Consider the following 24,696-nt stretch of genomic DNA (forward strand, 5'->3'; position numbering starts at 1 on the left):
TTCAATCCCGACCCTCAAAAAAAGTTGCGGTGGAATACGGAGTAGATGAGGCTTTTAACAGCCAAAACAGTCCGTATTTCACCGCAACTGATGGGCGGGGTGGAATTGAGGGCTCAGATAGTCAGTCATGCCCTCATCCGCCACTCCCTCACCTACAGCGCGCCGTCCAGCATAAGGTTCACCTTGAGCACGTTGACCGTGGGCTCGCCGAACACGCCGAGGAAACGGCCCTTGGTGCACGCGGCGATGATGTCGCGCACCTCGTCCTCACTTTTGCCCGTGGCCTTGGCAAGGCGCGGGACCTGGTACTCGGCGGCATCCGGAGAGATCTCCGGGTCGAGGCCGGACCCCGAACACGTCACCAGGTCGACGGGTACGGCGTCCATATCGGCATCGGGGTTGGCGGCGCGAATCTTCTCGACGCGCGCGTCCACAAGCTGCCGGTACTCCTCACTCGCCGGGGACAGGTTGGACGGGGCACCGTACGCCATGAGCTCGCCGTCTTCGCCTTCGACAATTGACATGTTCTGGATGCGGCCCCACATGTGGTCCTCATCCTCGAAGTTCTGGCCGATCAGCTCGGAGCCCACGATCTTGTCGTCGACCTTGATGAGCGAACCGTTCGCCTGATACGGGAACGCAACCTGGGCGATGCCGGTCACGACGAGCGTATAGCCCAGGCCGCAGACAACGGTAAACAGCGCGAACACGCCCAGTGCGCGCGATGCAACACCTTTGAACATACAAACCTCCACTTACATAATGCCGCAGAACGCGAGCAGCATGTCGATGAGCTTGATGAATACGAACGGGGCAACGATGCCGCCCAGACCCCACACGAGCAGGTTGTGGATCAGCAGCTGTCCGGACGGCACCTCGCGGTACTTAACGCCCTTCAGCGCGGCCGGGATCAGCGCGACGATAACGAGCGCGTTATAGATGATGGCCGAAAGAACCGCGGACAGCGGGCTTGCCAGACCGAGGATGTTGAGCGCGCCAAGGCCCGGGTAGATCGGCGAGAACAGGGCCGGGATGATAGCGAAGTACTTCGCCATGTCGTTGGCGACCGAGAAGGTCGTGAGCGAACCGCGGGTCATGAGCAGCTGCTTGCCGATACGCACGACCTCGATGAGCTTGGTGGGGCTGGAGTCGAGGTCGACCATATTGCCGGCCTCCTTGGCAGCCTGGGTGCCCGTGTTCATGGCCACGGCGACATCCGCCTGCGCCAGCGCCGGCGCGTCGTTGGTGCCGTCGCCGGTCATGGCGACCAGGTGGCCCTCACGCTGGAACTCGCGGATCTTCTCGAGCTTGCCCTCAGGGGTGGCCTCGGCCAGGAAGTCGTCAACGCCGGCCTCGGCGGCGATTGCCGCGGCGGTGAGCGGGTTGTCGCCCGTCACCATGATGGTCTTGATGCCCATCTTGCGCAGGTCGGCGAACTTCTCCTTAACGCCGGACTTGATGATGTCCTTGAGGTACACAACGCCCAGCACGCGGCAGTTCTTGGTCACGACCAGCGGGGTGCCGCCGGCCTTGGCGATGCGCTCGACGGCCTCGTCGCACTCCTGGGAGAACACGCCGCCGGCTGCCTCCACATAGGTGCGCACGGAATCGGCAGCGCCCTTGCGGATCTCATTGCCCTCGTAGTTCACACCGGACATGCGGGTCGCCGCGGTGAAGGGGATGAACTCCATACCCTTATCCTCGAGTGTGCGGCCGCGCAGACCGAACTGCTCCTTGGCGAGCACGACGATGGAACGGCCTTCGGGGGTCTCGTCGGCCAGCGAGGAAAGCTGGGCGGCATCGGCCAGCTCCGCGGGATCGATGCCGTCGACCGGGATGAACTCGGCGGCTTGGCGGTTACCCAGGGTGATGGTGCCGGTCTTGTCGAGCATGAGGATGTCGACGTCGCCGGCGGCCTCGATGGCGCGGCCGGACATGGCCAGCACGTTGGCCTCGTTCAGACGGCTCATGCCGGCGATGCCGATGGCGGAAAGAAGGGCGCCGATGGTAGTAGGAGCCAGGCACACGAGCAGCGCCACGAGCGTGGTCACGGCCGTGGGGTTGTCCATGTCGTTAAGACCGACCGAGAAGCAGGAGTAACAATACAGGGCCAGCGTGACCAGGATAAAGACGATGGAGAGGGCCACCAGGAAGATCTCCAGAGCGATCTCGTTAGGGGTCTTCTTGCGCGCGGCACCCTCGACCATCGCGATCATTTTGTCCAGGAAGCTCTGGCCGGGCTCACTGGAGATCTTGACGATGATCCAGTCGGACAGCACCGTGGTACCGCCGGTAACGGCAGAGCGGTCGCCGCCGGCCTCGCGGACCACGGGGGCGGACTCGCCGGTGATGGCGGACTCGTCAACGGAAGCAGCGCCCTCGATGACGTCGCCGTCGCCGGGAATCTGCTCGCCGGCGCGTACGATCACCAGGTCGCCGCGCGTGAGCTCGGTGCCGGGAACGACGGTGAAGTGCTCCTTGTCCTCAACGGACTCGATGCGATGGGCCTCGACATCCTTCTTGGCCGCACGCAGGGAATCGGCCTGGGCCTTACCGCGGCCCTCGGCAAGCGCCTCGGCGAAGTTCGAGAACAGGTCGGTAAGCCACAGGATGACCGCGATGGCGACCACATAGTAGGTGGGCACACCCGCGTCCTGCACACCGAAAATGGAAGCGACGGCCAGGACGGAGGTCATGACGGCGGAAAGCCACACCAGGAACATGACCGGGTTTTGAATCTGGACGCGAGGATCCAGCTTGGCAAACGAGTCGCGGACCGCGCGGCCCATCATGTCTTTTTGCATAGTCATAAATCTGCGCCCTCCTTTACGCAATCATCTGGAAGAACTCGGCAACGGGGCCAAGCGCCAGGGCCGGGAAGAAGCTCAGGGCACCGATCAGCAGAACGATGAACACGAGCAGGAATACGAACATGCCGTTGGTGGTAGACAGGGTACCGGCGCTCTCGGCGACCTTGCCCTTCTTGGCCAGCGAGCCGGCGATAGCCAGCGTACCGATGATGGGCATGAAGCGGGCGAACAGCATCTCGAGGCCGAGCATGACGTTGATCCAGGGAATGTTGCAGTTCATGCCTGCAAACGCCGAGCCGTTGTTGCCGCCGCATGAGGTGAAGGCATACAGCGCCTCGGAGAAGCCGTGCGCGCCACCATTGTTGAGCTGGTCGGCAAGACCGGGCACCATGCAGGCGATGGCCGAGCACACCAGAATGGCAAACGGAGTTGCCAAGCACAGGACAACTGCCCAGCGCATCTCGCCCGGCTCGATCTTCTTGCCCAGGAACTCAGGCGTGCGTCCGACCATGAGGCCGGCGATGAACACTGTGAGGATGGCGAAGCCGATCATGCCGTACAGGCCGCAGCCCACGCCGCCGAAGACGACCTCGCCCAGAGCAATCTGGAGCATCTGGACAAAACCGCCCAGCGGGGTGTAGGAGTCGTGCATGGAGTTAACCGAGCCGTTGGAAGCAGCCGTCGTGAAAGCGGACCAGGTAGAAGAGGAGGCGATACCGAAACGGCTCTCCTTGCCCTCCATGTTGCCGCCGGCCTGGCCGTCGGTCATCTCGATATTGACCGCTCCGCCATCGGCCAGCTGCGGGGTGCTCGCATGCTCGTTGACGGCGATGATGCCGGTGAAGATCACCAGCAGGATGAACATGGCGGCAAAGATGGCCTTGCCCTGCTTGGTGTTCTTGACGCCGATACCGAAGGCGAAGCAACAGGCGGCCGGGATCAGCAGCAGGCTGGTCATCTCGATGATGTTGGTGAAGGCACTGGGGTTCTCATACGGATGGGCGGAGTTCACGCCGAAGAAGCCGCCGCCGTTGGTGCCGGACTGCTTGATGGCGACCTGAGGAGCTGCGGGACCCTGGGGCAGGAACTGCTCGGTGACCACGCGCGCGCCCTCGACAACCTTGCCGTCGACCTTGACCGTGTCGCCCTCAATCTGGGCGCCGTCGATGACGCTCCAGCCGCCGTCTGCATTAGGCTGAACAGCGACGGGTTCTACGAGCTCAGCCTTCTGAGCTGGCTGGAAGTTGGAGATGACGCCACCGGCAGCCAGGCAGATGCCGAACACGAGGTTCAGCGGGATGAGCACATACAGGACGGTGCGGGTGAGGTCGACCCAGAAGGAACCCAGACCCTGCTCCTTGACCTGACGGAAGCCGCGGATCAGCGCGAACATGACCGCGATACCGGTGCCAGCGGAAACGAAGTTCTGCACAGTGAGACCCATGAACTGCACAAGGTAGGACAGGGTGGTCTCACCGGAGTAGGACTGCCAGTTGGTGTTGGTTATGAAGGAAGCAGCCGTATTGAACGACAGGTCCCATGACACACCCGGCAGGTGCTGGGGATTGCCTGGCAAGAAGGACTGAAGCGCCTGGAGTGCCACAAGAGTCACGAGGCCGATCCCCGAAAAGACCAGCACGCTCGCCAGATAGCGCCTACACCCCATCTGTTCTGCCGCGTCGATGCGAAGCAGACGATAGACGCCACGCTCCACAGGAGCAATCACAGGCGACAGGAACGTATGCTCACCATCCATGATATGGGCCATGAACCGACCGAGCGGAACGGCCAGGACGACGAGTACGGCAAAGTACAAGATGTACTGAATCGCAGCGTCCATAGTTTACGAATCACTCCTCATCAGAATGTAGATGTAATAGATAAGAAGTCCAATGCAGACGACTCCGATGATGGGAATGAGGATGTCCATTTACCGCCCCTTTCACACGCGGTCCGATGTCTCGGACGCCTGCCCTCGCAAGCGTCTGGGGACAGTAAACGCTTCTAGGGATTAAAGAGGCGTGAGGGCCGGGGCTCACGTCCTTAAGATGCCGTAAAGATGCAGGTAGAAAGCACTATTGCAGCTGCAGTGCGCCTATACTCGACCTCGCGAGCATACAGTGGTGTCTTCACCGCGTATGCACGCATGGACAACGCTTCAGAAAGGCTACGCTATGCAGCGCGACGCATCGGACACTCGCGTCAATCCAGACCTCATCCTCAAGGCAATTGAGAAAGACGAGGTCGCCGATGACACTCGAACCAGCCGGGGACACCTCAAGATTTTCTTTGGCTACGCTGCTGGCACAGGCAAAACCTATGCGATGCTTCAAGCCGCCCACGCCGCCAAGCGGCGAGGTGTCGACGTCGTCGCGGGATACATCGAGCCGCACGAACGTCCGGCAACTGCCCATCTTGCACAAGGGCTTGAGAACGTGCCCTGTAAACTCATCGAGCACAACGGCATTGCGCTCAGCGAGTTCGATCTAGATGCGGCTATCGAGCGCGCCCCTCAGCTCATCCTTGTCGACGAGCTCGCCCATACGAATGCGCCGGGGTCTCGCCACGACAAACGCTATCAAGACGTCGAGGAACTTCTACATGCGGGCATCGACGTCTATACGACCGTGAACGTTCAGCATATCGAGAGCCTAAACGACATGGTTGCATCCATCACCGGCGTTGTCGTGAGCGAACGAATCCCCGACCGTATCTTCGATGATGCCGACCAGGTCGAGCTCGTCGACATAGAGCCCGAAGACCTACTTGAGCGCCTTCGCGCCGGCCTCGTCTACCGTCCCGCACAAGCCGACCGAGCGCAACAGCATTTTTTTACCGTCGAGAACCTCACCGCACTCCGAGAAATCGCGCTGCGCCGCTGCGCCGATCGCACCGGTCACCTCACAGACGCCGCACGCGTGCTGGGAAACCGTGACTACTACACCAGGGAGCGTATCTTAGTCTGTGTCTCCCCGGCGCCGACCAATCCCCGCATCGTCCGTGCCGCCGCACGCATGGCGAAAGCGTTTCGCAGCGAGCTCGTCGCCCTGTTCGTAGAGAGCCCGCGCACGCAAGCCATGAGCGATGATGAGCGCGCCAAGCTTGCAGCCAATATCGCCCTAGCCGAGCAGCTCGGAGCACATATGGAAACCGTCTATGGCGACGACGTCGCGTTTCAGATCTCCGAGTTCGCGCGCCTGTCGGGTATTTCGAAGATCGTCATGGGGCGCACGGGCGAGCACAGCAGCGTCCGTCAGGCCCTCTTCGGCCGCAAATCTCTCGTAGAACAGCTCATAACATTCGCCCCGAATCTCGACATTTACATCATTCCAGACCAGTCGACTCCGCCCTCCCGACCCAAAGGACGCCGCCATGCGCTCGCCCTGCAGCCGCCCAGCAGCCGAAACGTGCTTCGCACGCTGGCCCTCTCTCTTGCCGCCACGGCGATCGGCACGGCTTTCCGCCATCTGGGATTTGCCGATTCCAGCATCATATCCCTCTATATCCTCACGGCCCTGCTGACCGCCGTCACCACGACGGGACGTATCTGCACAATCGTATCGAGCGTGCTCTCTGTAGTGCTTTACAACTTCTGCTTCGTCACGCCTCTGTTTTCGCTCGCCAGCTACGACCGAAGCTATCTGGTCACGTTCGGCATCATGTTCGCTACCGCTATGGTCGCCGGCGAGTTAACTGCGCGCATCGCCGACAACGCCCGTACATCCGCCGAGAACGCATTCAAAACGCGCGTACTCCTCGAAACGAACCAGCTCTTGCAGCAAGCCCATAGCGCGGAGGAGTGCGCCCGCGTCGCCATGAACCAACTCGTCAAACTGCTAAAACTCGACGTGGTCTTCTACCCCGCCGAACACGGCACGCTCGACAAGGCGCTCTATGAGTCCGCTGGCACCGAAAACCGATCCGCGTCGCTGCTCACCGACTACGAGCGCGCCGTTGCAACCTGGACCTACACCAACAACAAGCGCGCGGGCGCAAGCACGCGGACCCTGCCTGAGGCGCGCTGTCTCTACCTCGCGGTTCGCACCGGCGACAAGGTATTCGGTGTCATCGGTATCGCCCTGGAGGGGCGCGAGATCGAAGCCTTCGAGCATTCGATCGTCCTATCTATCGTAGGTGAATGCGCCTTGGCGCTCGAAAGCGACCGAGCGGCGCAAGAGCGCGAAGAGGCTGCGGTCTTGGCGAAAAACGAGCAGCTGCGCGCCAACCTTTTGCGCTCCATCGGCCACGATTTGAGAACACCCCTCACGGCTATATCCGGATCTGCGGCAATCCTTCGGAAGAGCGACGAGAGGCTCAGCCTCGAACAACGCTGCGATCTTGCCGATGCCATCTACGATGACTCCCTCTGGCTTATCGATACCGTGGAGAACCTCCTCGCCATCACACGCGTCGAGGACGGCACCATTCGCCTCAACCTCACATCCGAGCTCATCGACGAGGTCATCGAGGCCGCCCTCAGCCATGTCGCCCAAGCATCGCATGGACATGCCGTCACCATCGAGCACACTGACGACATCCTGCTGGTACGCGTCGACGTCCATCTCATCATGCAGGTGCTTACGAATCTCATCATGAACGCCTTCAAATACACGCCCGAGGACTCGACTGTCACCGTCAGCGCACGTCGCGAGGGCGCGTTCGTCGTGGTGGACGTCGCAGACGATGGGCCGGGTGTGGCAGACTGCGACAAGCCTCATATCTTTGAGCGCTTCTTTACCTCAGGCAATACGCGGCCCGTGGATTCGCGTCGAAGCATCGGCCTTGGGCTGTCGCTCTGCCGCTCCATCGTGGAGGCGCATGGCGGCGTCATCGAAGTTCGCGACAACCACCCCCATGGGGCCGTCTTCCGTTTTACCCTGCCCGCTGAGGAGATCGAGATTCATGAATAATGCCGCTAAGCCACGCATCCTCCTGGTCGAAGATGACCTGACCGTTCAAAACCTCGTTTCGACCGCGCTTGACCTCCACGGCTATGTCGTGAGCAAGGTTTGCAACGGCCAGGCCGCCATCATGGATGCGGTGTCGCACGGCCCCAGCCTCATCATGCTCGACCTCGGCCTTCCCGACATTGACGGTATCGAGGTCATCACGAAGATCCGAAGCTGGTCGGCAGTCCCCATTATCGTCATTTCAGCGCGCACCGAAGATTCCGACAAGATTGCAGCACTTGACGCAGGGGCAGACGACTACCTCACCAAGCCCTTTTCTGTGGATGAGTTGCTCGCGCGCGTCCGTGCGAATTTGAGGCGCTCCTCGATGGCGTCGAGCGAGTCGACAGAAGCGAGCACGTTTGACAACGGTCCGCTGCATATCGACTACGCCGCGGGATACGCGACGAAAGACGGACGCGAGCTCTCGCTCACCCCAACCGAGTACAAATTGCTCGTCCTTCTGGCGAAAAACGTCGACAAGGTGCTCACCCACACCTTCATCACCCACGAGATATGGGGCACGAGCTGGGACAGCGATCTGGCGAGCCTGCGCGTGTTCATGCGCACCCTGCGCAAGAAGATCGAGGCAGACCCCTCTCACCCCAAGATGATTCAGACGCACATGGGTGTCGGGTACCGCATGCAGCGTCTCTAGCCCACTCCACAAAAAGTTGCGGTGGAATACGGAGTAGATAAGGCCTTTGACAGCCAAAACAGTCCGTATTTCACCGCAACTGATTTAACGATACCCCAAAAATACTCTTCGACTCGCCGTGCTCTCCCTCAAATGCACAAAGCGCCCCGCGAACGGATGCTCGCGAGGCGCTTAGATGTCTGGGCCTTACTTGATTCCGCGGCCCAAGTCTTCGGCGATTTTGTCCACGCCCTTAAGTGCGGCGCACGTCTTTTTGTTGGAGCAATGCCCCGTGCAAACGCCACCCTGAGCGCAGTCGGCGCAGGTGCCCTTGCGGTAGATGCGCACGCACACGGCGACAAACGCAATACCGATAACAGCCAGTACAACAATATCGATAGGTGCCATAGCAAGCCTCCTCTAGTTAACCATCACTTACTTTACCCCATTCTCCACCTACCAAATAGGGACAGGTTTATTTTGGTCGGTTTTATCTGCGGAAACGCCACATCTCCTAAGATTGGTGCAAGCAAACCTGACCCCATTGCACCAAAAAGCCCGAGTGTCGCTGGGACACCCGGGCTCATGGAAAGGGGCTAATCCTTATTCGGACTTAAGCGGAAACTGCGGCGGAAGCAGCGTTGGTCTCGTCCTCGTCGGTCCATGCATGCTTGGGCATGGGACGGAAGATCTGGAAGAGCATCGCAACCAGCAGCACGATAGCCACAACCGTCCAGAAGCCAAACTGGCCCAGAACAAGCAGGTTGTAGAACTGGTTGATGAACAGGCCGATCACCCAAGCGAAGGCGCACTCGTAACCGATGGCGATCGCAGTCCACTTGCCGGAATCCATCTGGTTGCGGATGGTGCCAATGGCGGCAAAGCACGGAGCGCACAGCAGGTTGAAGGCGCCGAAGGCAACGCAAGCGCCCATGGTGGGGAACATGCCGGCAAACGCGGTCCACAGGCTCGGGTCGGTCTCGCCCGCGTCGGCGACGGACAGCAGCGAGCCGGCGGTGGCGACGACGTTCTCCTTGGCGACGAGGCCAGAGACAGTCAGCGCGGTGGCCTGCCAGGTGCTAAAGCCGAGCGGGGCGAAGATCCAAGCGACCAGGTTGCCCAGCATGGCAAGCACGGAGTAGTCCATAAACTCCTCGGGGATGCCGTCCATCGCAGGCAGGAAGCCAAAGGAACCGTTATAGCTACCAAAGTTGGAGAGGAACCAAACGACGACGGTGGACGCAAAGATGACCGTGCCGGCCTTCTTGATAAAGGCCCAGCAGCGCTCCCACACGTGCAGCGCCCAGGAACGGATCGCCGGGAAGTGGTAGGCAGGAAGCTCCATGACAAACGGGGTCGGACGGCCGGCGAAGAGCTTGGTCTTCTTGAGCATGAGGCCCGAGGCGATGACGGCAAAGACGCCCAGGAAGTAGAAAAGCGGGCTGATCCATGCGGCCGTGGTGGAAGAATCGCCAATGATGGAGCCCATGAGCAGGGCGATGATCGGCAGCTTGGCGCCGCAGGGGATGAACGTGGTGGTCATGACCGTCATGCGGCGGTCCTTCTCGTTCTCGATGGTCTTGGTGGCCATGACGCCGGGGACGCCGCAGCCTGAGGACACGAGCATGGGGATGAACGACTTACCGGACAGGCCAAAGCGGCGGAACACGCGGTCCATGATAAAGGCGACGCGGGCCATGTAGCCGCAGTCCTCCAGGAAGGACAGCATCACGAACAGCAGGAACATCTGCGGCACAAAGCCGAAGATGGCGCCCAGGCCGCCAACGATACCGTCGCAGACCAGCGAATCGACCAGGCCACCGTCCTCGGTGCCACCCGCCACGAGGGCGTCGTGCACCATGGTGGTGATACCCGGGACATAGGGGCCGTACTGTGCCGGGTCGACCGAGTCGGCGTCGTCACCCGCGGCCTCGACAGCCTCATCGTAAGCATCGCGGCCCTGACCGAGCACATACCAACCGTCGGTGCCAAAGAGCTGATCGTTGGTGAAGTCGGTCACCGTTCCGCCCAGGGTGGAAACGGCGATGTAGTACACGCAGAACATGATGACCACAAAGATCGGCAGGCCCAGGATACGGTTGGTAACCACACGGTCGATCTTCTCGGAGGTGCTCATCTTGGCCGGGGCCTTGGTGAGGCACTCATCGATGATGTGCGCGATGACGCCATAGCGCTCACCGGTGATGATGGACTCGGCATCGTCGTCGCAGTCCTGCTCGCACTGGGCGACCAGCTCCTCCACGCGAGCGGCCTTCTCCTTGGTGAGGTTGATGAGCTTGCAGGCGTCTGCATCACGCTCGAACAGCTTGACGGCGTAATAGCGACGCTTGTTAGCGGGAACGCTCGCCGGAAGGTTATTCTCGATGTGCGTTAGAACGTCCTCGATGGAGGAATCGAACTTGTGCTCCGGCACCTGGCCCTTGGAAGCAGCGGACTTCTTAACCTGCTCGAAAAGCTCCTTGATACCCTTGTTCTTAAGGGCCGAGATCATCATGACCGGGCAACCGAGCTTCTTGGAGAGCTTGTCCGTGTCGATCTTGTCGCCGTTCTTCTCGACCAAGTCGGCCATGTTGAGGGCAACGACTACGGGCAGGCCGGTCTCGATAACCTGAAGCGCCAGGTACAGGTTGCGCTCGAGGTTGGTGGCATCGACAACCTGGACGACCACATCGGGCTCGCCGCTCATGAGATAATCGCGCGAGCATTGCTCCTCGGGGCTGTAGGGGGAAAGCGAGTAGATACCAGGGAGGTCCGTGATGGTAACGTTCTTGTCGCTTAGGAGCTTGGCCTCCTTTTTCTCAACCGTGACGCCGGGCCAGTTGCCAACGTAGCCGTTGGCGCCGGTGATCAGGTTGAAAAGCGTGGTCTTGCCGCAGTTGGGGTTACCCGCCAGTGCGACATGGATCTGAGAATCCGCCATTCAATCCTTCTTCCTTATGTGCCCGCGCTGCTTTCTCCGCACGGGCTGGATAATGTGCTTCAAAGTGCTGCATTAAGTTAGAAAAACCTAACTTTATCTGCAGAAATATACGCCGCGAGCCCTTACTGGACCTCGACGACAGCCGCCTCCTCCTTGCGGATGGAAAGCTCGTAGCCGCGCACGTTGATCTCGACCGGATCACCGAGCGGTGCAACCTTCACGACCTTGAACGAAGTGCCCTTGATGAGCCCCAGGTCCATAAGGTGGCGGCGAAGCGCACCCTCACCGTGAAGCTTGACGATGGTAGAGCTCTCGCCCACCTTAACGTCACCCAACGTCTTCATCCTCTTGTCCCCCTTTCGGTTTTTATGAAATGCTGCGGACTAACCAACGGTCATGATGTGCATGGCAACCTTGGAATCGATGCCAAAGCGTGCGCCCAGCACCGTGACGATGATATTGGCGCCACTCGAGCTCACCACGTGGATTTCGTTGCCCTCGACAAAGCCGAGGTCTTTGAGGTGGTGTTTCATGTCCTCATTGCCCTTTACACGCGACACGCGCACGGTTTCGCCCGCTTTTACCATCGAAAGCGGCATGGCCGGCATCTGCGGTCCGCAAGACATGAGTGGCTCCTAACGTCAGTTCGTCCTCAACATCGACGCGTTAAAAGTTAGCCACGTCTATGTTCGCTATAGTAAACTAGCACGTGGTTAACTTTTTGGAAAGGGTCCTGTTCAGTTTTTCGAAAAAGTTTCCTATACGAAACAAAAGGGCGCGGCAAAGGACCATCCTTTACCACGCCCTATCATGCCTAGAGCGAGAGATTTCTGATCGATGTGACGCAGGAGGCCTCATCCACGCCCGAAACACGAAAGACGACGTTTTCGCCGCACTCACCATAGAGGGCCATGAGCCCCATGACATCGCGGCCATCCGTGTGGCGGTCGCCGATACTGACTGACACGTCACTACGGTGCTTGGCAATGATGTCATAGAGCAGCGCAACCGGGCGGGCATGTAATCCCAACGGATCTTTAATCGTCTTTGTAAACTCGACCATGTCCCCTCCCGCGGCATCGCACATTCGGCCGGCAAACCCAGCCACGTGGTAGTTATTGTAGCGTTAGATGCTTGTCGAGAGCCCCTCTGGATACCCCGTGGTCAAAAAGTGGCAAATATGAGTACTGTCACCAATTTAGTAGCAGCAAAATCGAGAGCAAATTGCCTACTTTGAGCGATTCGAAGAGGTTGAAAGCCGTCAAACGGTGGCGCGCGCAGACGTGGTGTAAGAGCGTCCTGAGGTCCGTCGCTGCAAGTCCCGATGTTACTCCTTCTTGAGGCCGCGCCTCTCGACTATCTCGTCCACTATCTCCCTGGCGCGCCGCCCGAGCGCGCGGCGCCTCCCCTCTGTCGGGGCCGGCCTGTCCGCGGGCTCGGCGAATCCCTCGGCGGCCGAGGCCTCGGAGAACACGCGCTGCTGGGACCACTGCCCCTCGGTCTCCATGAGGCTCGCGCACGTCAGGCGCAGCATCGACTCCCTCGAGGGGAAGGACCGCACGACCCTGTAGCGGCGCTTGATCTCGCGGTTGGCGCGCTCCTGGACGTTGTTGGTGCGGAGCTTGGGCCAGTGCGCCCTGGGGAAGGCCGTGAACGCCAGCGCGGAGTCCTCGGCCCGCTCGAAGACCTCGCCGGCCCTGGCGGACACCGACGCCACCCAGGGCGCCGCCTCGGCCCACACGCAGCGCGCGAGGTCGGGGTCGTCCTGGTAGACCGCGGCGTGCACGAGGTCCCTGACGGCCGCCTTGGAGTCCTCGGGCCTGCCCGAGCAGGCGCTCTGGAGGTTGCGCTGCAGGTGCGTCACGCAGCGCTGCCAGGCGCAGCCCTGGAACAGGCGCGAGACGGCGGCCGCGAGCCCGGCGTGGCTGTCGGAGACCACGAGGCGAACTCCGGCCAGCCCGCGCTCGCGCAGCCCGCCGAGGAACGCCGCCCAGGAGTCCTCGCTCTCGGTGTCGACCACGTCGCAGCCCAGGAAGTGCTTGCGCCCGTCGGCGCCCAGCCCGATCGCGGTCACGACGCCCTGCGAGACGACCGACGAGCCGACCCTGCAGCTCATGTAGGTGGCGTCGAGCCACAGGTAGCAGCACGGCGTGGCCGAAAGGTCGCGGCGGCGGAACTCCGCCACCTCGGCGTCGAGGCCGGAGCAGAGGCTCGAGACCTCCGAGCTCGACAGCGAGGATATGCCCAGCCTGGACGCCACGCGCTCGACCTTGCGGGTGGACACGCCGCACACGTACATCTCCTGCACGATGGCGGCCACCGAGGTGTCGACGCGCGACCATCGCGCGAGCATGCCCTCGGGGTAGTAGGTGCCGTGCCTGAGCTTGGGTATCTCGAGCTCCACGTCGCCCACGGCGGTCCTGAGCGACCTGGGGCGGTAGCCGTTGCGGCTGTTCTCCCTGCCGCCGCCGCGCTCGTTGCGGCCCGCACCGCACATCTGCTGGGCCTCGGAGTCCATCAGCGCGTTCATCACGCCGCCCAGCACCCTGCACGCGAACTCGCGCGCGTCGCCGCACTCCTGCCAAAGCCTCGCCGCCTCGAGGGCCTCGTCGCGGCCGAGGCGCAGTACACTCTCTTCTTGGGGCATCGCCTTTCCTTCCATTCGTCACCTTCACTACTCCAACGACGAATTCTAGGCGGTGTCCCCTCCCTTTCAAGAAAGGGCGGAGGCGGGGCATGCCCCGCCTCTTACACCACATCTCTGTGCGCTACCCGTCAAACGCCCTTTAAAGGGGGTTAGATAAATTGATTTTGAGTCCATTTTTGCTCAAAACCGGCCGATAGATATGGCACTTATTTTGCAACAGTACTCATATTTGGCATTTTTGTCCACAGGGCCCAAAATCCATGCTCCAAAACACAAAAGGAGGGGCCTCGTAAGGCCCCTCCTTAGGAAAGGGAATCGATTTATTCCACAGCCGTAGATTAATCCTAGCCGCTACTCCATCATGTCGAGGACGGAGGGACGCAGCTCGCTCTCGGCAGCCTCGGGATCGGTCTCGCGCAGACGGTTGATATAGCGGTTGTACCACATCACGGCAAGGCCCAGGAAGACAACCACACCGCCAACGTTGTAGACCAGCGTCAGCCACAGCGGCTGATCGAGCGGAATGGTGCCGCAGATAAGCACGAAGCAGAAGACCACAAGCAGGAATGCGGCAACGACCAGGCCAAAGCTGCGCGATCCCATGCGGAAGTCACGGGGAGCAGCGTCGAAGTTCTTGCGCAGCATAAAGTAGGCAAGCAGGATCAGCAGCGGCGGGAGCAGAGCGGTGGCAGCCGTCATGTTGGTGACGATCATGAGCAGGTCGTCGAGGTTGCCGGAGCCCAGGGCCGGGATGATCAGGATGGGGACGACGATGGCGAACTGCAGCCAGGCAGCGCGGGCAGGAATGCCGTGCTCGTTGAGCTCGACGATCTTGCTACCAAAGACGCCCTTGGGGATCTCGGTGAAGAAAACCTTGATGGGAGCCGAGGTCCACATCATGAGGGAGCCCAGCGTTGCGGCAAGAAGGATCAGGCCGATGACGCGCGTGGACACTTCCATGGGAATGCCAAAGTGGGCAAAGACAGCGCCGAATACGTCGAAGATGCCGGTGGAGATGGCAACGCTGCCCTCGGGAATGAACAGGTTAACCAGCAGCGAAGCGCCTGCATACAGAAGGCCGATGGTCAGGCCGGCGATAACGACAGTGCGCACGAAGGCCCTGACGCCGCCCTTGAGGTCGTTGAGGAACACGCCGACGGACTCAGCGCCACCAACGCCCTGGATGATCCAGGCAAGCGTACCGAAGAAGCCCCACGTAGTTGCGAAGTTGCTCGTGTCGGGAGCCATGTTAGCGGGCGTGGGAGCCGTAGCGAACTCGACGCCGCCAAAAGCAGCAGCCAGAGACAGCAGGATGAACACGGCGGTCAGGCCGAGAGCCGCGGTCGAACCGAAGGAGGAAATGGAGCCGATCCACTTAGCGCCCTTGGTCGAAACCCACGTGGCGATAGCAAAGACGACGATCTCGATAATGGTGATCCACAGCTGCGAAAGCTCGGCATTGGCACCAAAGAACACGTAGCTCGCGTAGATGATGACATTGGGCAGGACGGACGCAAAGAAGAACAGGTTAACGAACCAGTAGCTAAATGCCGTCAGGAACGCCCAGCGACCACCCATCGAGGTCTTAACCCATGCGTACACGCCAGACTCGGAGTCCTTGTTGAGGCCGACGAACTCGGCGGTAACCAGGGTATAGGGGACAAAGTACAAAAGCGTGGCGAAGAAGAACGACGGCGCGGCTGCCAAGCCGATAGCCGCGTTGTTGTTGATGATGTTCTTGATACCGAACACGGCGGCGACCGTCATGCCCAGCAGAGCGAACGAACCAATCGTTCCTCGTTTTTCAGAGCTCATAAGCCCTCCCAATCATCTATTAAATGTCATCTAAACCCGTCCGAGCTGCAAGTGCAAACACGGACGGTGCACCTGCTAAGGGGAATGGGGAAAAGGGAGTCAACAAAGCCATCCCCCTTAACGGCGCGAAGCAAACGTCCAGGCGGACGAATACTACTTGTTGGGGAAGGAATATCCTTCAACCGTCACGTGCAGCACCACGACGCGGGGATCCGAAGCCTCGGCGATAACACGGTAAGCCTCGTCAATTTCGATGACGGCAACGCCGCCGGCGGGAATCGTCACGGTCTCCCCCGTGCCCTCAAAGCGTTCGCGATCGTCGATATCGCTGTAGGCGCGCGTGCAGGTAAGATCGGCCTTGGAAGCCACCTCGACGGTCAGATCGCCATCGAGCGGGGCGAGCACGGCATGGTAGCGACGGTGACCGACCAAATCGGCAGTAGCCGCCTCGTGGGCGTTCACCCACCAATACACCAGCGAGTCGCCGATAGAGTACGCCACATCGTGCTGCAGGTCGGCAACACCATCGAGCGCCTGGCCGGTGCGCATCCACTTCTTGACGGACTTCATCTGAGCGTCGAAATCGGCGCGCGAGTTAAAGACATGCATGGCTTATGCCTCCTTAATGGGTGCCAGCGCCTGAGCCAGATCGGCAGACGTCAGCGGTCGCAGGGACACCTCAAAGCTGAAGCTCTCAAAACGGGTGCGATAGGAATCGAGCACCTCGGAACCCCAAGAGTTCGAGCCAAGGCCGAGCAGCTGGTCGTTGATGTTGACCGTAACCGTGTCGCCTGGGACGAGATCGTAGACATGCTTGGCGTTATCGATGGCCTCGCAGCTATAGGGCCATGCCGAGAACGAGAACGGGTTGGAAGCGGCGTCGGTCGGACGAGTCACCAACACGCCGTCACCGTGGCTGGAGCGCAGGGCGACCCAACGGGTGCCCTCGCGGTTAGCGCAATCCTGGGGCATGACATACGGCGTGAACATGTCGTCGACCGTAGTGCGGTAATGGCCGACCGGGTTGGCGCGCAGCGAGTCCGGATAGTTCTCGCCCGGGCCGTGGCCATACCACTCGACGGCACGATCGCAACCGGGGACCTCGAAGGAGATGCCGATGCGCGGGATAATGTCCGAATAGTCGCCGTAAGGCTCGCCGGAAACCTTGAGGTCGACGCGACCGCTCGGAAGCACGGTGTAGACAAGCTCGACGCGCATGCCGAACGCACGGACGGGAGGAGCAATGCGCTGGCTCACGGTAACGACGACCGCATTGCCGTCCTGCTTCCAAGAAACCTTGCGGGTGGACGTCTGCATTACATCGATGAAGTTGTCCTTCCACAGGGAGTCGTACTCCTGGGCGTGGTTGTCGACGAGCGGATGCCAAAAACCAACCTGGGGACCGGAGGCCATGACGTCGCGGCCGGATGCCTTCCACTCGCTCACGGTGCCGCTTACCTTGCTGAAGGTCAGCTCGCCGTTGAGGGAGTGAATGCGAATCTCCTGCTCGGTCTCCTCGACCGTAAGCTCAGGACGAGTGGGGGGCGCGATGGCCGGCGCCGGATGGTTTGCGATGGAAAACTGGCTTGCGCCCAGCTGGAACATCGGCTCGCACCAGGCGTGAGCCGCCATGGTGTAGGCGTGCACGGTCAGCAGGGTCTCGCCTACCGCGGCCTCGTGAATCACCAGCGGAAGCTGGACGGACTCACCGGGGGCAACCGCACCGGGCACGAGCGTCTTGCGGCACACTACATCGCCGTCCACCAGGGTCTCCGCCGACAGGCAGACATCCTCGAGGGTGGTGAACCAACGCTTGTTGGTGACGGTCAGCTCGCCTGCCTCGGCATCGTAGGCCATGCGAACCGGGCAGATGACCTGGCCATACTCAGTGAGGCCCGGGCTCGGCTGCTGCCAAGGGAACACCATGCCATCGATGCAGAAGTTGCTGTTGTTGGGGTAATCGCCGTTGTCGCCACCATACATATCGTAGGCAACGCCGTCCTCGGTCACAGCAGCCAGACCGTGGTCGCACCATTCCCAAATAAACTGGCCCTGGATGCAATCCCAGCGATCGAAGACCTCCTGGTACTCGGACAGGCCCCCGGGACCGTTGCCCATGGAGTGACCGTACTCGCAGTTGATGCGCGGCTTGGGGAACGGATGCTCGCCAAAGTCGTTCATCTGCGAAACACGGGAGTACATCGTGGAAATGACATCAACGGTATCGGCGTTGCGGTCCTCCTCGTAATGGACCGGACGACCATCGAGCTCGTGAGCCTTGGCATACATTGCACGGATGTTGCAGCCATAGCCGCTCTCGTTGCCCATCGACCACATAATGATGCAGGCGTGGTTGCGCTCCTGCATCACCAGGCGCTCAATACGGTCGACGTAGGCCGGCTCCCATGCCGGGTCGTCGGTGACCAGGGCGATATTGCCGATATTCTCGAAGCCGTGGCTCTCCATATCGGTCTCGGCGACCAGCATGATGCCATACTCATCGCACAGCTCGTAGAAGCGCGGGTCGTTGGCGTAGTGGGACGTGCGCACCGCGTTGATGTTGTGCTGCTTCATGAGCTCCAGGTCGCGGCGCATGCGATCGAGGCCCACGGCGCGGCCCTTGTGATCGTCGTGATCGTGGCGGTTGACGCCATGCATCTTAAAGTAAGTGCCGTTGAGGTAGATATGATTGCCCTCGACCGTCACCTCGGCAAGACCCTGGCGATGCGGAACGTACTCGCTGACCTCGTCGCCGTCGTAGACCTCAAACGTAAGGTCATAGAGGAAGGGGTCCTCGGGGTTCCAGAAGTGGGCATCGGTCACGTTGCATTCGGCATGGCCGTCGACGCACTCACCCGTAGCCACCACGTTCTCGCCATCGCTGAGCGTAAACACGATGCGGGAAGCGCCCTCGGCCACCGTATCGAGCGTGATCAGAGCGGTATCGCCCTCGCGGTGCGTGCGGAACCTAAAGTCTACCAGATGCGCGGCGGGACGCTGCATAAGGTACACGTCGCGGAAGATGCCCGAGGCCCACCACATATCCTGGTCCTCGATGTAGCTACCATCGCTGTACTGCAGAACCTTGACCGCAAACAGGTTGTCACCCTCGACGAGCGCGTCGGTCACGTCGAACTCGGCGGACAGGCGCGAGCCCTTGGTCATGCCGATAAACTGGCCGTTGACGTACAGCTCGCCATAGCTCTCGATGCCGTCAAAGCGAATGATCTCGCGAGCGCCGGCAGGAACGGCGGGAAGGTTGACGATGCGCTGGTAGACGCCCGTGGGGTCGTCGGAGGGAACGAACGGCTGGTCCACCGGGAACGGGAAACCCTCGTCGGTGTAGGCAAGGTTGCCATAGCCGTCCACCTGCCACAGGTGCGGAACCTCCACGTGATCCCACTCGGGCTTGTACGTGGAGAGTTCCTCGTTGGAGACGGCAGCGGGGCCCTCAAAGAGGCGGAACTGCCACGAGCCGGACAGCTGGACAAACCCGCGCGACAGCTCACGGCTGTACGTTGCAGCGAGATCGGCGGTCTCGTAGCCCATAAAGTACGCATGGGGTGCCAGGCGGTTCCTGTGGGTGAGCGCTTGGTTTTCCCAATCGTTAATGGCGTCCATGGTGATGCTCCTTCGTCATCGTAGTGATTCTTGTGCAACCGGTTGTCCTTATCTTACGGGCGATGCAAAAAGCTGTGCAACCGGTTGTCCGCTGAACGGTCGATTTGACCGGGTTAACGGTGCAACCGGTTGTACAACCGCGACACTTATGTCACCCTGAGTATCGAAACACAGCACAAGACATCGTTCTTAAGCTCGTAGGCAACCGCCACGCCCGCAGATATCTCCCCCCATACGAGGTGTATTCGATTGCGGCTTGGTTGCAAAACGACGCCGGTCACCGGATATCATGAACGCTGTTCAGACGCACTATAGTAAGCTGTATCCGCACCAGCCCGTATCAGTGACAACATCGACCGCATTTTCCAGGAGACGCCATGACCCAACCAGTTCGCACCGCACCTACGCTTGCCGAGGTTGCCGCAGCTGCCGGCGTGTCGCGCTCCACGGCATCGCGCGCTCTCAACGATTCGCCCCGCATTAGCGAGGAAACCAAAAAGCGCGTCCGCGCGGCGGCCAAGGAAGTCAATTTTGTCCCCAACGCTCGTGGCCGAGCGCTCGCTGTCGGGCGCACGGAAATCATCGCCGTGCTCGTGACCGAGCCCCTGAGTGAACTCTTCAGCGACCCCACCTATAGCGAGTTTTTGAGCGGCATTACCGAGGAACTGTCGGAGTCGTCCTATCTGCCCGTTATCTTGCAGGCGTCTTCTACGCATGAGCGCAACCGCGCACGCGAGCACTTTGAGCGCCGCTCGTTCGACGCCGTGATCGACGTCTCCCCCTACAAGGGCAGCGAGCTGCTCGAGGTGCTGCGCGAGCTGGGCGTACCCACCGTGTTGTGCGGCCAGCTTGAGGGCCACCCCTATCGCGATGTGTTCTCGACGGTCTACTCCGACGACGAAGAGGGCGGACATTTTGCGGCACTCGCCATGAAGGATCGCGGGCGCAAAGATATCGTCGCCGTGTTGGGACCGCAAGACAACCCCGCTGTTGTCGACCGCCTGCGCGGCTACCGCGCCGTCTTGGGCGAAGACCTCCCAGACGCAAACGTTATCTATACCGGCTGGAACAGCGGAGACGGCTATCAGGCCATGCACCAGATCCTCGCGCGCGAGATTGCTTTCGATGGCGTGCTCTGCGGGTCGGACCGTATCGCGGCTGGCGTCATCACCGCACTCAACGAGGCAGGCCTATCCGTTCCGGCTGACGTTTCTGTCGTCGGCTTCGACGATCACGAGATTGCGACGCGCTGCGTCCCCGCGCTCACAACCGTCCGCCAGCCCCTGCGCGAAGAAGGCCACATGGCCGCCAACATTGCGCTCGACATGATCAAGGGCGCCGAGCCAACCACCACCGTCATGCACATGCAGCTGGTCCAGAGAGACTCGCTATAAGAAACTGGGACAGGCTTTCCGCCAGACAGTTGTTGCGGAAAGCCTGTCCCGTTTTGAGCGCTCATTCTGGGGCACAGTTTCCGTTAGACAGCTCAACCGGAAACTGTGCCCCATTATTTTGCCGAATTCTGGGTCGCGCTTTCCCAGAGGGTCCCCTTTGGGAAAGCGCGACCCGTTCTGGACGCAGATTCCGGGACGCACTTTCCGCGACGCCCGGTCACCCCATGCCCTCACAATCTCGGCGTATAAAAAACGAGGGAAGGCACACGTCCTTCCCTCGTTGCGGGCAATATGTAGCCGCTCGCCTACATCAGGCGCAGGCTGACGTCCTTGAGCTGGGCGCCGCTAACGGCACTCGGGGCGCCCGACATAAGGTCGGAGCCGCTGGCCGTCTTGGGGAACGCCATGACGTCGCGGATGGAGTCGGAACCGGTGAGCAGCATGCACACGCGGTCCAGGCCCAGAGCGAAACCGCCCATCGGGGGCGCACCAAACTTGAGGGCCTCCATGAGGAAGCCAAACTGAGACTCGGCGCGCTCCTCGGTAAAGCCCAGGAGCTTGAGCATGGACATCTGCATCTCGGCGTTGTGGATACGCATACCGCCGCCGCCGGCCTCAAAGCCGTCCATGACAAAGTCGTAGGTGCACGAACCGGCTGCCAGCGGATCGGCCTCGATCTTGGCGATGTCGGTCTCGGTCGGCAGGGTAAAGGGCTGGTGCTCGGCGGCATAGGCCTTGCGATCCTCGTCCCAATGGAACAGCGGGAAGTTGACGACCCACAGGAAGTCGTGGCCCTCGCGCTTGATCTCGAGTGCGTTGGCCATGTGGGAACGCATGCCGCCCAGGATCTCGTCAGAGAGCAGACGCGGGCCGGCGGCGAACATCACAAGGTCGCCGGGCTCGACGTCCATGCGCTCGCGCAGAGCGGCCATCTCCTCGTCCGAGAAGAACTTGACGATGGGGCTGTTGATGGAGCCGTCCTCGCGGAAAGCGATCCATGCCAGGCCCTTGGCGCCAAACGTGGAAGCCACGCCGGCGAGCTTATCGATCTTGGCACGTGCCCAGGCACCGGCGCCCTTGGCGTTAATGGCCTTGACGACAGAGCCCTCCTCGTTCGCGGCAGTCGCAAAGACCTTGAACTTGGAGTTGGCAAAGATGTCGGTCAGGTCGACCAGGTGCATGCCATAGCGGGTATCGGGCTTGTCGGAGCCATAGGTGTCCATGGCCTCCCAGTAGTTCATGCGACGTAGCGGCGTGGGCATCTCGACGCCCATGCGGCCGAAGGCATCGGCCAGGACCTCTTCGAGCGCGCTCATAACGTCGTTCTGGTCCACGAAGGACATCTCGATATCGACCTGGGTGAACTCGGGCTGACGGTCGGCACGCAGGTCCTCGTCGCGGAAGCACTTGGCAACCTGGTAGTAGCGCTCGACGCCACCGACCATGAGCAGCTGCTTCAGGAGCTGCGGGGACTGCGGCAGGGCGTAGAAGTTACCCGGCTGAATACGGCTGGGAACGATGAAGTCGCGGGCGCCCTCGGGCGTGGACTTAAACAGGGAGGGCGTCTCGACCTCCATGAACTCACGGTTGTGCAGCGCCTCGCGAATGGCAAAGGTAAAGTCGGAGCGCAGCTTGAGGTTGGCCATCATCTCGGGACGACGGAGGTCCAGATAGCGATAGCGCAGACGGGTGTCCTCGCTGGTCTCGATGCCGTCCTCGATCTGGAACGGCGGGGTGACGGATGTGTTGAGCACCTCGGCGTGGTCGGTCAGGACCTCGATCTCGCCGGTCGCGAGCTTGGTGTTGGTGGTCTCCTCGCCACGGGCGCGCACGACGCCGTGGATCTTGATGGGCCACTCGGGACGCATGGTCTCGGCGATCTTAAAGGCGTCACCGTCGGAGTGCTCGGGGTCGAAGGTGAGCTGCGTGATGCCCTCGCGGTCGCGAAGGTCGCAGAAGATAAGGCCGCCGTGGTCGCGGCGACGGCTCACCCAACCGGTGAGGGTGACCTCTTCGCCCACGTTCTCGAAGCGAAGCTCGCCGCAGGTACGGGTGTGCATGGAATGCTCATCGATGGGACGGGTCTGGCTCATACCAGTGATCCTCCTTTATGGATCTGTGCCGCCCCGTGTCGTTCCGGGCGGCGTCGTACAGATTTGCCCAGCCTGCGTAAACCGCGCAGCCAGACATGGCGTTCTATCTTATCGCACCCGCGTCGATGTGCCGCGAAAAAGTAGCTCTTGCCCAAAGACTTGACGGAGACGAAACAATTGACGCACCGCGGCACCCGCCCGCGCTCGTCACGTGCGACAATATGCCCCAATAAAACAGCACTTGGAAAGGCCCGTCATGACTGCACGCCTCATCGTTATGGATATCGACTCCACGCTCATCAACCAGGAGGTCATCGACCTGTTGGGCGAAGAGGCCGGCGTAGGCGAACAGGTGGCACAGATCACCGAACGCGCCATGCGCGGCGAGCTGGACTTTAAGCAGGCGCTCGAAGAGCGCGTGGGGCTGCTCGCCGGCTTGGACGACAGCGTGTTCGAGCGCACCTTTGAGCGCGTGACGTTTACCCCCGGCGCGCTGGAGCTTGTGCGCTCGGCACACAGCAAGGGCTGGAAGGTCGGCGTGGTGAGCGGCGGCTTCCACGAGGTCGCCGACAAAATCGCGGCCGCCGCGGGCATCGATTTTTGCCTGGCCAACCGCCTGGAGGTCGTGGACGGCAAGCTCACCGGTAAGTTGGCTGCCGACATTGTGACCAAGGAGTCCAAGCTCATCCAGCTGCTGGACTGGGCAGTTGAGTGCGGCGTCGACATGGCCCACACGGTCGCTATTGGCGACGGGGCAAACGACATCCCCATGATCCAGGCCGCGGGCACGGGCATCGCGTTTTGCGCCAAGCCTAAGACGCGCGAAGCCGCCCCGTTTGCCATCGACGAGCGCAACCTGATGCTCGCCATGGACATCATCCTGCGTGACTAGCCGATCCGTCTAACAATTGAATCAGTCTGTCCTATAGTTTCCGAACAATTTTGTCTTAGTGTTCGGAAACATACCCTTTGAGTGCTAGACTTTGCGCCGTCGAAGGGAACATATATGGATAAGCGAGATCTTGAGCAGCTGCTGAGCGATGTTGCCGACGGAGCAGTCGCCCCGGCAGTCGCCCTCACGCGCATCCAGACGGCGCCAACCGCCGATCTGGGTTTTGCGCAGCTCGATCTTTCGCGCGGAGTGCGCCAGGGAGCCGGCGAGGTTGTCTACGGCGCCGGTAAAACCGCCGAGCAGATTGCCGCCATTATCAAAGCATTACTCGATGCCGGCCAGGAGCGCATCCTGGTCACGCGCCTGGATACCGAAAAAGCCGCGCGCACCGCTGAGCTTCTCGACAACGACATCGACCTGGGATATGTCCCGGACGCCCAGCTCGCCCTGGTGGGTGGCAAGCCCTCCCCCACCGGTAACGGACGCGTTGTCGTCGCCTGCGCCGGCACGAGCGACCTGCCCGTCGCCGAAGAGGCGGCACTGACGGCCGAGTTCTACGGCAACGAGGTCGACCGCCTCTACGACGTGGGTGTCGCCGGCCTGCACCGCCTGCTCGCTCATGCCGAGGAACTTGCCCAGGCGCAGGTGGTCATCGCCATCGCCGGCATGGAAGGCGCCCTGGCGAGCGTTATCGGCGGCCTGGTGAGCTGTCCGGTCATTGCCGTTCCCACCAGCGTGGGCTACGGCGCGAGCTTTGGTGGCGTAGCCGCGCTGCTCGCCATGCTCAACTCCTGCGCCAGTGGCGTTTCGGTCGTCAATATCGACAACGGCTTTGGTGCCGCCTACCAGGCAAGTCTTATCAATCATCTGAGCGCCGGTACATCCCGCGCCCGTTAA

The 24,696-nt window shown here is 61.2% G+C and carries 18 protein-coding genes; 5 read left to right on the forward strand and 13 right to left on the reverse strand.

Annotated elements, in window-relative coordinates; all coding sequences use genetic code 11:
* Positions 1–152 precede the first annotated feature (152 nt).
* The 3 genes from kdpC to kdpA are packed head-to-tail and all read right to left on the reverse strand — an operon-like array spanning position 153 to position 4,650.
* Positions 153–743 carry a potassium-transporting ATPase subunit KdpC gene (kdpC, locus tag ABHR63_RS02425; RefSeq protein WP_161145092.1) on the reverse strand — a complete coding sequence of 197 codons (591 nt, stop codon included), beginning with the start codon at positions 741–743 and terminating at the stop codon, positions 153–155.
* Positions 744–755: 12 nt separating this feature from the next.
* A complete protein-coding gene (kdpB, locus tag ABHR63_RS02430) occupies positions 756–2,810 on the reverse strand; it encodes a potassium-transporting ATPase subunit KdpB (RefSeq protein WP_161145093.1) in 2,055 nt (684 codons plus the stop codon).
* A gap of 16 nt (positions 2,811–2,826) precedes the next feature.
* Positions 2,827–4,650 carry a potassium-transporting ATPase subunit KdpA gene (gene kdpA, locus ABHR63_RS02435; protein ID WP_161145094.1) on the reverse strand — a complete coding sequence of 608 codons (1,824 nt, stop codon included), beginning with the start codon at positions 4,648–4,650 and terminating at the stop codon, positions 2,827–2,829.
* 334 nt (positions 4,651–4,984) lie between these two features.
* On the opposite strand from kdpA, the gene ABHR63_RS02440 reads away from it, so the two are divergent.
* Both ABHR63_RS02440 and ABHR63_RS02445 read left to right on the forward strand, forming a co-directional pair.
* Positions 4,985–7,720 (forward strand): sensor histidine kinase, encoded by a 2,736-nt coding sequence (locus ABHR63_RS02440; RefSeq protein WP_161145095.1) that lies wholly within the window; start codon positions 4,985–4,987, stop codon positions 7,718–7,720.
* Positions 7,713–8,417: a response regulator gene (locus tag ABHR63_RS02445; protein ID WP_161145096.1), complete on the forward strand. Its 705-nt coding sequence runs from the start codon at positions 7,713–7,715 to the stop codon at positions 8,415–8,417. Before ABHR63_RS02440 ends, ABHR63_RS02445 begins: the two co-directional genes overlap by 8 nt.
* A 186-nt stretch (positions 8,418–8,603) precedes the next feature.
* On the opposite strand, the gene ABHR63_RS02450 is transcribed toward ABHR63_RS02445, so the two are convergent.
* The 9 genes from ABHR63_RS02450 to ABHR63_RS02490 form a co-directional block, all read right to left on the reverse strand.
* On the reverse strand, positions 8,604–8,804 hold the full coding sequence (locus tag ABHR63_RS02450) for a hypothetical protein (RefSeq protein ID WP_035136858.1): 201 nt from the start codon (positions 8,802–8,804) through the stop codon (positions 8,604–8,606).
* A 205-nt stretch (positions 8,805–9,009) separates the two neighbouring features.
* On the reverse strand, positions 9,010–11,337 hold the full coding sequence (gene feoB, locus ABHR63_RS02455; RefSeq protein WP_346964878.1) for a ferrous iron transporter B: 2,328 nt from the start codon (positions 11,335–11,337) through the stop codon (positions 9,010–9,012).
* Positions 11,338–11,459: 122 nt separating this feature from the next.
* Positions 11,460–11,681, reverse strand: coding sequence for a FeoA family protein (locus ABHR63_RS02460; RefSeq protein ID WP_006234774.1), 222 nt, complete (start codon positions 11,679–11,681; stop codon positions 11,460–11,462).
* Between the two features lie 39 nt (positions 11,682–11,720).
* On the reverse strand, positions 11,721–11,963 hold the full coding sequence (locus ABHR63_RS02465; RefSeq protein WP_022094360.1) for a FeoA family protein: 243 nt from the start codon (positions 11,961–11,963) through the stop codon (positions 11,721–11,723).
* Between the two features lie 188 nt (positions 11,964–12,151).
* Complete coding sequence (locus ABHR63_RS02470) at positions 12,152–12,400, reverse strand: HPr family phosphocarrier protein (RefSeq protein ID WP_195362300.1); 249 nt, start codon at positions 12,398–12,400, stop codon at positions 12,152–12,154.
* Between the two features lie 264 nt (positions 12,401–12,664).
* Positions 12,665–13,984 carry an IS256 family transposase gene (locus ABHR63_RS02475; RefSeq protein WP_346965865.1) on the reverse strand — a complete coding sequence of 440 codons (1,320 nt, stop codon included), beginning with the start codon at positions 13,982–13,984 and terminating at the stop codon, positions 12,665–12,667.
* A 351-nt stretch (positions 13,985–14,335) separates the two neighbouring features.
* Positions 14,336–15,799, reverse strand: coding sequence for an amino acid permease (locus ABHR63_RS02480; protein WP_346964880.1), 1,464 nt, complete (start codon positions 15,797–15,799; stop codon positions 14,336–14,338).
* Positions 15,800–15,952: 153 nt separating this feature from the next.
* Complete coding sequence (locus tag ABHR63_RS02485) at positions 15,953–16,408, reverse strand: NanQ anomerase/TabA/YiaL family protein (RefSeq protein ID WP_346964881.1); 456 nt, start codon at positions 16,406–16,408, stop codon at positions 15,953–15,955.
* 3 nt (positions 16,409–16,411) lie between these two features.
* Positions 16,412–19,420 (reverse strand): glycoside hydrolase family 2 TIM barrel-domain containing protein, encoded by a 3,009-nt coding sequence (locus ABHR63_RS02490; protein ID WP_346964882.1) that lies wholly within the window; start codon positions 19,418–19,420, stop codon positions 16,412–16,414.
* Positions 19,421–19,797: 377 nt separating this feature from the next.
* On the opposite strand from ABHR63_RS02490, the gene ABHR63_RS02495 reads away from it, so the two are divergent.
* Entirely contained in the window at positions 19,798–20,814 is a 1,017-nt protein-coding gene (locus ABHR63_RS02495) for a LacI family DNA-binding transcriptional regulator (RefSeq protein ID WP_346964883.1), read from the forward strand.
* Between the two features lie 305 nt (positions 20,815–21,119).
* Here the strand turns inward: ABHR63_RS02495 and aspS are convergent, their stop codons facing one another.
* The gene (gene aspS / locus ABHR63_RS02500) at positions 21,120–22,907 is read right to left on the reverse strand and encodes an aspartate--tRNA ligase (protein WP_117583379.1); all 1,788 of its coding nucleotides are present in this window, start codon (positions 22,905–22,907) and stop codon (positions 21,120–21,122) included.
* Positions 22,908–23,163: 256 nt separating this feature from the next.
* On the opposite strand from aspS, the gene serB reads away from it, so the two are divergent.
* Positions 23,164–23,799 carry a phosphoserine phosphatase SerB gene (gene serB / locus ABHR63_RS02505; protein ID WP_346964884.1) on the forward strand — a complete coding sequence of 212 codons (636 nt, stop codon included), beginning with the start codon at positions 23,164–23,166 and terminating at the stop codon, positions 23,797–23,799.
* Between the two features lie 114 nt (positions 23,800–23,913).
* Positions 23,914–24,696 (forward strand): nickel pincer cofactor biosynthesis protein LarB, encoded by a 783-nt coding sequence (gene larB, locus ABHR63_RS02510; protein WP_346964885.1) that lies wholly within the window; start codon positions 23,914–23,916, stop codon positions 24,694–24,696.

This window comes from Collinsella aerofaciens (genome assembly GCF_039752775.1).
In the GTDB taxonomy this organism is placed as follows: domain Bacteria; phylum Actinomycetota; class Coriobacteriia; order Coriobacteriales; family Coriobacteriaceae; genus Collinsella; species Collinsella aerofaciens_R.